7 protein-coding genes are annotated in these 7,533 nt (G+C 66.4%); 3 read left to right on the top strand and 4 right to left on the bottom strand.

The features are described 5' to 3' along the window. Both E1263_RS43525 and E1263_RS06345 read right to left on the bottom strand, forming a co-directional pair. A partial coding sequence (locus E1263_RS43525) for a hypothetical protein (RefSeq protein WP_238161097.1) occupies positions 1-1,134 on the bottom strand: 1,134 nt, incomplete at its 3' end. Then, positions 1,118-2,170: a glycosyltransferase family 2 protein gene (locus tag E1263_RS06345; protein ID WP_132166222.1), complete on the bottom strand. Its 1,053-nt coding sequence runs from the start codon at positions 2,168-2,170 to the stop codon at positions 1,118-1,120. The genes E1263_RS06345 and E1263_RS43525, both read right to left, overlap by 17 nt. 75 nt (positions 2,171-2,245) lie before the next feature. On the opposite strand from E1263_RS06345, the gene E1263_RS06340 reads away from it, so the two are divergent. The 3 genes from E1263_RS06340 to aceB are packed head-to-tail and all read left to right on the top strand — an operon-like array spanning position 2,246 to position 5,225. Beyond that, positions 2,246-2,800 carry a TetR/AcrR family transcriptional regulator gene (locus E1263_RS06340; RefSeq protein ID WP_132166221.1) on the top strand — a complete coding sequence of 185 codons (555 nt, stop codon included), beginning with the start codon at positions 2,246-2,248 and terminating at the stop codon, positions 2,798-2,800. Further along, positions 2,797-3,654, top strand: a complete 858-nt coding sequence (locus E1263_RS06335) for an LLM class F420-dependent oxidoreductase (RefSeq protein WP_132166220.1) — start codon at positions 2,797-2,799, stop codon at positions 3,652-3,654. Before E1263_RS06340 ends, E1263_RS06335 begins: the two co-directional genes overlap by 4 nt. Before the next feature lie 5 nt (positions 3,655-3,659). Next, positions 3,660-5,225, top strand: a complete 1,566-nt coding sequence (gene aceB, locus E1263_RS06330; protein ID WP_132166219.1) for a malate synthase A — start codon at positions 3,660-3,662, stop codon at positions 5,223-5,225. A gap of 21 nt (positions 5,226-5,246) precedes the next feature. On the opposite strand, the gene E1263_RS06325 is transcribed toward aceB, so the two are convergent. Next, positions 5,247-5,897: a Rid family hydrolase gene (locus tag E1263_RS06325; RefSeq protein WP_132166218.1), complete on the bottom strand. Its 651-nt coding sequence runs from the start codon at positions 5,895-5,897 to the stop codon at positions 5,247-5,249. Continuing rightward, positions 5,894-7,495 (bottom strand): flavin monoamine oxidase family protein, encoded by a 1,602-nt coding sequence (locus E1263_RS06320; protein ID WP_132166217.1) that lies wholly within the window; start codon positions 7,493-7,495, stop codon positions 5,894-5,896. Before E1263_RS06320 ends, E1263_RS06325 begins: the two co-directional genes overlap by 4 nt. Between the last annotated feature and the right edge of the window lie 38 nt (positions 7,496-7,533).

Raw genomic sequence — 7,533 nt, 5'->3', positions numbered from 1 at the left:
GGCGCTGGGGGCGTAGTAGACCTCGGGGGTCGCGCAGGTTGGGGCATCGACGAGGTCGGTGGGGTCCACCAGGAGCATCGCGTGGCCGGCGGCGATGGGGCCGGCTAGGTATTCGTGGCCGGGGAGGTCGGCTACGGCGGTGCGGCAGCCTAGGGCCATGCCTTCGAAGAGGGCGGTGGTGGAGACACCTACCTGGTACGTCGCTCTGGCGAGAAGGTCGAGTGTGTTGCCTGAGGTGGAGAGTTCGACGCCCGAAGAGGGGCTGTAGTCGGTGGCGTGCTCGCTCGGGTGGAGGCGGAAGAGGACCTTCAGCGAAGGGTTGGCCTTGGCTACCGATGACGCGACGTGGAGGAGGTCGCCGCCGGTTGTTCCCTGGGAGAGGAAGACCGCGAGCGAGGGATCTTTCGGACCGGGTGCGGGCAGGTAGGGCACTCCGACTACCCGCGCGACCATCCCGGCGGGGAGATCCGCGACCGTCGACCAGTAGGAGCCGAAGGTCCACAGCTCATCGGGCTGGTCGGCAACGACCGGACGGCCGGGGTAGCTGTAGCCGAGGTGGAACGGGCTGATCGCGCCGTGCTGGAGTTCGACGACGCGGATGCCGAGGTCGCGGGCGGCACCGACAATGTGTTGGTGGAAGTAGGCCACGACGACGTACACGGTTTTGATGCCATGCCGCTTCAGCAACCGGCGGTAGAGAGCGCGCAGGCGAAGATGCTTGGGCACCTCACGGGCGAGCAGTGCGCCGACCGGCACCGAGACTCCGGTCAACGCGGACAAGGCCGCCCCAACGCCACGGTCGTCGACAGAGCGCGAGTGCACAGCGCCCGCGGCAGACGTGAAGAAGTCGAGGTTGCGACTACCAGCGAGCGGTACGCCGTTGATCCCCGAATCCAGAATCAACGCGGACGGACCCAACAACGCGCGGAGCTCGTCGGTGTAGATCTCGACACCGTCCGGTTTCCGCGGATGCGGGACGACCAACGACGAAAACTCACCGAAGAACGGATTGCGGGTCGCGAGACCAGTCACATGCCGCCCGACCAGACCGAGCTTGTCGCCAACAGAACGCCGTACCGGATGCGGTACGCCGTGAATCCCGCTTCGGCGAGTCAGTTCATGGAAGACGCGCATCCGGATGATCGGCCACGGGTGTGCGCCCCGGATCTGCCAGTCGAGCAGACTCAGGTCCTGCTCCACCTGCCAGATCGCCCGGCACAGGCTCGCCACCGTCGTGTTCGGCGCCGTGCCGTTCCCGGTACTCGTCATGGTTGATCCCTACTATGCCTGCCAGGCTGCCGACACCGGAGAAGAACCGGCGGACTGCCTTGAGCAGGTGCGTCTTCCGGCCGAGCAGCAGTCCGGCGAGCGCGTATCCGATCGCCGAGACCACCCGGGCCGAAGCATAGGCCAGCACCAGCACGTAGCTCACTGCGCCCGGACGGATCAGCAGGCGGCTGATCGTGTCCCCGCTGCCGGAGCGGAAGGCGCGTCGTACGAGCCAACTGAGCGTGGTCCGCGCGGCCGGGACCTCTTCGGCGATGCAGGCCTCCTCGCACCAGACGATCCGGAAACCGGCCCGGTGGACGCGCAGAAAGAAGTGCAGATCACTCGAGCCGGTGTAGCGGAACGCAGGATGGAAGCCGGGCGTGATCGTGTGATAGACCCGTCGGCTCACCAGCGTGTTGTTCGTGTACGCCTTGCGCATCTCGAGGCCGGTGGTGTGCCGGCCGGTGGAGTCGTGCACGTCGCTGTAGTGGTTCCACGGCGGGGCGCCTTCGGGGAGGTTGCCCTTCACCGGACCGGTGACAACGTCGGCACCGGACTTCTCCCACGCCTGCAGGAGAGTCGCCAGCCAACCAGCAGGCGCGACCTCGTCGTCGTCCACGAAGATCAGCGCATCGTCGTTCCAGCACAGCTCCACCGAGCGTTCCCGCGCGAACGGGATCCCCGGCTCCGGCTCCACCACCGACTCGATCGGGTACCGGTCGCCGTCGAACGCGGCGATCACCGACGCAGCAGTGCCGTCGGCATCGTTGTCGACCACCACGATCCGGACTGCATAATCCGATCCGGCGGGTAGTTCCTGCGCCTGCAGGCTGGTCAACAGACCACGTAACAGACCAGGCCGCCGAAACGTGATTACCGCAATGGCGACACTGGTACTCATAGGCGAGCAGACTATCGGTCCTCCTCAACTCTCAGCCACCTGCGGTGCGCCTGTACCTCTGGGTACAGTGGCTGGGTGGAGACGGTCGAGCGGTTGATCCGCAGTACGCAGGAGTTGTTGTGGGAGCGGGGCTATGTCGGCACCAGCCCAAAGGCGATCCAGGCGGCGGCGGACGCCGGTCAGGGCAGCATGTACCACCACTTCAGCGGGAAGGCCGCGTTGGCGAGGGCTGCGATCGAGCGGTCGGGGACCGAACTGCGCGCGGCGGCTGACGAACAGCTCAACACCCCCGGTACGGCGACCGACCGCATCACGCGCTATCTCGAACGGGATCGGGACGTGCTGCGCGGCTGCCAGGTCGGCCGGCTCGCCGCGGATCCGGAGGTGATTGCGGATCCGGAACTCCGGGCACCGGTCGACGAGACACTCGCCTGGTTGCGCGGCCGGCTCGCGGAAGTCATTGCTGAGGGCAAAGACAACGGCGAGTTCGCGGCCACCGTGGACCCGCAGCGACTGGCGGCCACAATCGCCGCCGTACTGCAGGGTGGGTATGTACTCGCCCGCGCGGCCGGATCGCCGGAACCGTTCGAACAGGCTGTTCAAGGACTTTTGGAGCTGGTGAAGGCATGAGAATCGGTGCAGTGTTCCCGCAGCTCGAGATCGGCGCGGATCCCGCGGTTGTCCGCGACTGGACGTTGACGGTCGAGGAGGCCGGTTATACCCACGCCCTGGCCTACGACCACGTGCTCGGCGCCGATCCCGCGAATCGTCCCGGCTGGACCGGATACACCGACAAGTCGTTGTTTCACGAGGTTTTCGTGCTGTTCGGCTATATGGCCGCCATCACGACCACGCTCGAGCTCGTCACCGGCGTACTCGTGCTGCCGCAACGTCAGACCGCCCTCGTCGCCAAGCAGGCGGCCGAGATCGACGTACTCTCCGGCGGCCGACTGCGGCTCGGCGTGGGCATCGGCTGGAACCAGGTCGAGTACGACGCTCTCGGCGTACCGTTCAAGCAGCGCGGCGCTCGCCTGACTGAGCAGGTCGATCTCCTCCGCAAGCTCTGGGCCGACCCGGTCATCACCCACGAAGGTAAGTACGACAGCGTCAACGAGGCCGGGCTCAACCCATTGCCCGGCCGCAAGATCCCGATCTGGTTCGGTGGCGGCGCAGACGCCGTACTGAAGCGGACTGGCGAGATCGGCGACGGCTGGATGCCGCAAGGCCCGCCGGACGATGCGATGCGCGCTCAGATCCAGACCATCCGCGACGCCGCGGAGAAGGTCGGCCGCGACCCCGCCGAGATCGGCATCGAGGCCCGCCTGTCGCTCAACGCCATCCCCCAGCAGGATTGGCGCGCCTACGCCGACGGCTGGCGCGACCTCGGCGCCACCCATCTGTGCGTCAACACGATGAACTACGGCCTGTCCGCGCCCGAGGAACACGCTCGCGTTCTGCGCGATGTGCTCCCGAAGTTAGGGTGATCGATATGGCCATTGAGGTGATCGGGACCAAGAGCGACCGGTACGACGAGATCCTGACCGAGCGCGCGCTCAGTCTGATCGAGCAACTGCACCGCCAGTACGACGCTCGCCGCCAGGAGCTGCTTGTTCGCCGTACTGCCCGCATTGCGGAGATTTCGGCCGGAGCCTCGTTGGGCTTCCTGCCGGAAACGAAGGACGTGCGTGACGATCCGGACTGGCGAGTCGCGCCGGCCGCGCCCGGCCTGATCGATCGCCGGGTCGAGATCACCGGCCCGACCGACCGCAAGATGACGATCAACGCGCTCAACTCCGGCGCGAAGGTCTGGCTGGCCGACCAGGAGGACGCGAACACTCCGACCTGGGAGAACGTCGTCGGCGGCCAGCTGAACCTGCTCGACGCGGTGAAGCGGCAGATCGACTTCAGCACGGACACCAAGTCGTACGCGCTGAAGCCCGATGCGGAGCTCGCGACCATCGTCGTACGGCCGCGTGGTTGGCATCTGCCCGAAAAGCACCTCCTGGTCGACGGCACTCCGGTCTCCGGCTCACTTGTCGACTTCGCGCTCTACTTCGCGGCGTGCGGCCAGCTGCAGCTGGATCGTGGGCAAGGCCCGTACTTCTACCTGCCGAAGATGGAGTCGCACCTCGAGGCGCGACTGTGGAACGACGTGTTTGTGACCGCGCAGGAAGCGCTAGGCATTCCCCGCGGGACGATTCGCGCGACCTGCCTGATCGAGACCTACCCGGCCGCGTTCGAGATGGAAGAGTTCCTCTACGAGCTGCGCGAGCACTCGGCCGGCCTGAACGCGGGCCGCTGGGACTACATGTTCAGCGTGATCAAGACGCACCGCGACCGTGGCGTCGAGTTCCAGCTGCCGGACCGCAACAGCGTGACGATGACGGTGCCGTTCATGCGCGCCTACACCGAGCTCCTCGTGCGTACCTGCCACAAGCGCGGCGCCCACGCGATCGGCGGCATGGCGGCGTTCATCCCGAGCAAGGACCCGGCCGTCAACGAGCAGGCCTTCGCCAAGGTTCAGGCCGACAAGACCCGCGAGGCCGGCGACGGTTTCGACGGCTCCTGGGTCGCGCACCCCGGCATGGTCGACACCTGCCGAGCCGTGTTCGACGCCGTACTGGGGGAGAATCCGAACCAGCTCGACAAGCTCCGCGAGGACGTCAGCGTCACCGCCGACCAGCTCCTCAACGTCGCCGCCACCCCTGGCGAGGTCACCGAGGCCGGCCTCCGCAACAACATCAGCGTGGCCCTCCAATACCTGGCCGCGTGGCTCGAAGGCACCGGCGCCGTCGGCATCTTCAACCTGATGGAAGACGCCGCGACGGCCGAGATCTCCCGCTCCCAGATCTGGCAATGGCGCAAGAACGGCGTCGTCCTCGACACCGGCGACACCATCACCACCGAGCTGGTCGAACGCATCGCCGACGAAGAGATCAACGCCTTCGACCAGTCCCTGCGCTACCAGTCCGCCAGAGCCCTCTTCCTTGAGGTGGCCCTGGCGGACGAGTACGTCGACTTCCTCACCATCCCGGCCTACGACCGCTTCGCCTAGGCGCCAAAGGGGGTCGGGTCGTCAGTGCTTCGGGTACGCGGCGTCGACCTCCACCTCGACCAGCCAGCCTGCGACGGGCAAGTTCTCGATCTCCAGGGCGAAGCGGGACGGGCGGGATTTGTTGACCACAAAAGGCTTGGCCGGTACGGCGGTTCCTAGCGGCACCGGGACGTATTTGCCGGTGGTCAGGTCGGTGTTGGCGAAGTACTGGCGGTAGGCGCGGTTCCAGCCGGCGAAGTCGGCGGCGGCCGCGCCGCCGGGGTTCTGGAGGAAGACGCGCATCGTGTAGACGTCGGCGAACGACAGACCGGCGGCTTGGAGGTTTTCGCCGATCCGGCGCAGGGCGTTGATGCCTTGGGCTTCGGTGATGGTGACCCCGGCAGGCAAGGTGCCGCCGGGGAAGATGACGGTATCGATGTACGACGCCTCAGATCCGGCGGGTGCGCTGGTGTTCAACGCCGTCGGGCCGATGCCGCTGGTCTTGTAGAGCGGGGTGTTGGCGCCGATCCCGACGCCGGTGGCGATCATCGGGTTGGCCTGACCAGCAGGAAGAGCCGGTACGACGGTGCCGGGCCGCGGCGGACGGGGTTTGTCCCACCAACCGGCCGCCGTGCCGGCGCCCGCAGTGAACGAGACGAGGACGGCAGCAATGGCCAAGAACGTCCGCTTCATGAATGCGTCACCACCCGGTGGTGTAGTGCGGTCACGGTGGCGCGGGCCGAGGTCATGGCGCCGTGCTGCCAGGCGATCGCGTGCGAGAGATGGTCACCGGCGAAATAGACGTTGCCGGTGGGTTCGAGCAGCCGCTGATAAGTTCCCTCGGTCTGGGACGGCCAGCCGACCCAGGAGCCTTCCGAGTAGCGCGTTCCGGCCCAGTTCACCGAGAATGACGCCTCGATGTCACGACCGTAGACCGCGCCGTGCATTTTGGTGCCTTGGGCAACGGCTCGCTGAAGCCGCGCGGCCGGCGGCAGAGCGCCGTACGTGTTCGCGTTGGTGCCGGTGTTGTAGTAGCCGATCACCGTGCCGCGTTGACCGTGGAAGCCGGTCGACGGATACCACGTGTTGCCGGTATCCAGACTGCTGTTGGTGATCCCGCCGTAGATGCGCAGATCCTCTTCCCACCAACGCCGTCCGTACTCGATCCCGATCTTTCCGGCGTTGGTCGGCCGCGCGTATTTGAGCGCGTCGACGACAGGTACCGGTAGGTTCGACGGGATCTTCGCTGCGATATGCGGTGGCAGTGCACAGATCGCGAAATCGGCCGACAGGACCTTCGGCCGACCACCCGTGGTGTAGGTGACCTGAACGCCGGCGGAGGTGTTCTTCAGTCCCAGGACCTCAGCGCCGTACTGGATCTTCTCCCGGCCGATTGCGCGCTCGAAGGCATAGGGAATCCGGTCCATCCCGCCCACCGGCTGGAACATCATCATCGCCTGATCCCAACCGAACTCGAACGAGAAGTAGTTGCCCACCCCGCTCGCAAAAACCTCACTGAGCCCGTACGGCGCCACCGTCGTACCGGCTTCGGTCCCAGCGCCCGGCTCAACGGTGTACCCACGTCGCCCATCGGCGCCCGTGTATTTGAATCCACCAGCCTTGTCGGAGATCGACCCGAAGCTGGTCAGGAACCCGATCAACGCCTGCTTGTCGTTGACCGTCAGGTAGGAATCGAGCGCTCCCTGGTCAGTCGCCTTGGCCAGCAGTTCGGACACGTAACCGTAGATGTCAGCCTTGGCTGTCCGATGCCGAATCGGCTTGTTGGACAGGGCTGTCGTGCCCTCCCGATACAGATAAGCATCCGCGTTCTGGTTCACGAACGGCTCGATCGCGACCCCGAGCTCACGGCAGTAGTCGAGCGTCACATGATGCTGCGGAATCCGGCCCGGACCCGCGTTCATGTATTGCCCCGGCGAGAACCGCGCTCGCTGGGTCGTGCCGGTCAGATCAGTCTCCGAGGTCCCGCCCCGGACGGTCCAGTTGCGGCCGCCCGGTCGCTTGCGGGCCTCGAGCAGGGTGACCTGGTACCCGGCCTTCAGAAGTTCGTAGGCGGAGGTCAGCCCGGAGATCCCGGCACCGAGGATGACCACGTGCTTGCGGGGGCGGCCATGCAGATCGATCCGCGCCGGGGCGGCGTACGCGGGGGTATCGGCCAAGCCGGCCGCCCCGGCTATCCCATTGAGGCCGAGGGCGGACATCGTGGAGTAGAGCACACCGGCACCGCCGGTGATACCGACCTGTTGCAGGAAGTGACGTCTGGTCTGCGCCATACCTTCTCCTCACTCTCGAGGAGAAAAGTAAGGACAAA

It is taken from the genome of Kribbella antibiotica, from assembly GCF_004349055.1.
Taxonomy (GTDB): domain Bacteria; phylum Actinomycetota; class Actinomycetes; order Propionibacteriales; family Kribbellaceae; genus Kribbella; species Kribbella antibiotica.
Note: the sequence above shows the minus strand (reverse complement) of the source record. Positions and strands in the feature narration are given on the sequence as shown.

What these genes read in the sequence shown, in the direction of transcription:
- E1263_RS06345 (WP_132166222.1), bottom strand. Translation starts at nt 2,170, where the DNA reads ATGAGTACCAGTGTCGCCATTGCGGTAATCACGTTTCGGCGGCCTGGT.
- E1263_RS06335 (WP_132166220.1), top strand. Translation starts at nt 2,797, where the DNA reads ATGAGAATCGGTGCAGTGTTCCCGCAGCTCGAGATCGGCGCGGATCCC.
- aceB (WP_132166219.1), top strand. Translation starts at nt 3,660, where the DNA reads ATGGCCATTGAGGTGATCGGGACCAAGAGCGACCGGTACGACGAGATC.
- E1263_RS06325 (WP_132166218.1), bottom strand. Translation starts at nt 5,897, where the DNA reads ATGAAGCGGACGTTCTTGGCCATTGCTGCCGTCCTCGTCTCGTTCACT.
- E1263_RS06320 (WP_132166217.1), bottom strand. Translation starts at nt 7,495, where the DNA reads ATGGCGCAGACCAGACGTCACTTCCTGCAACAGGTCGGTATCACCGGC.